This window comes from Streptomyces canarius, assembly GCF_014650735.1.
GTDB classification, from domain to species: domain Bacteria; phylum Actinomycetota; class Actinomycetes; order Streptomycetales; family Streptomycetaceae; genus Streptomyces; species Streptomyces olivaceoviridis.
Genome location: NZ_BMVN01000241.1, coordinates 1 through 579, shown reverse-complemented (window position 1 = coordinate 579; position 579 = coordinate 1). Strand labels below are relative to the sequence as shown.

The window sequence follows — 579 nt, the reverse complement described above, 5'->3', positions numbered from 1 at the left end:
GGTGCTGCGATCCGGTGACTACGAGCGGGTGGACCGTGTGCAGCCGGTGCTGTGGGCGGTGATGGTGTCGTTGGCGGCGTTGTGGCGGTCGTACGGTGTGGAGCCGGATGCGGTGGTCGGTCACAGTCAGGGTGAGATCGCCGCTGCGTGTGTGGCGGGGGCGTTGAGCCTGGAGGACGCGGCGATGGTTGTCGCGTTGCGCAGCAGGGCTCTGGGGGCGCTTGCCGGGCGGGGCGCGATGATGTTCGTGGCGATGGCGGCTGATGCGGTGAGGGAGCGTGTCGCCGGCTGGGGCGGGCGTGTCAGTGTGGCGGCGGTCAATGGTCCTGCTTCGGTGACGGTCTCGGGTGATCCGGGGGCGTTGGAGGAGTTGGGGGCGGCGCTCTCGGAGGAGGGGGTGCTGCGCTGGCCGATCCCGGGTGTGGATTTCGCCGCGCATTCGGTTCAGGTGGAGGGGATTCGCGAGGAGCTTCTGGGTCTGCTGGGGGGTGTGCGTCCGGGTCCGGCCGGGGTGGGGTTCTGGTCGACGGCCGACAGTGCGTGGCTGGACGGTTCGGCGCTGGATGCCGGGTACTGGTA

1 protein-coding gene is annotated in these 579 nt (G+C 70.1%); it reads left to right on the top strand.

From position 1 onward, the window contains the following. On the top strand, positions 1 to 579 hold a 579-nt coding region (locus tag IE294_RS47090; protein ID WP_189895433.1), incomplete at both ends, for an acyltransferase domain-containing protein.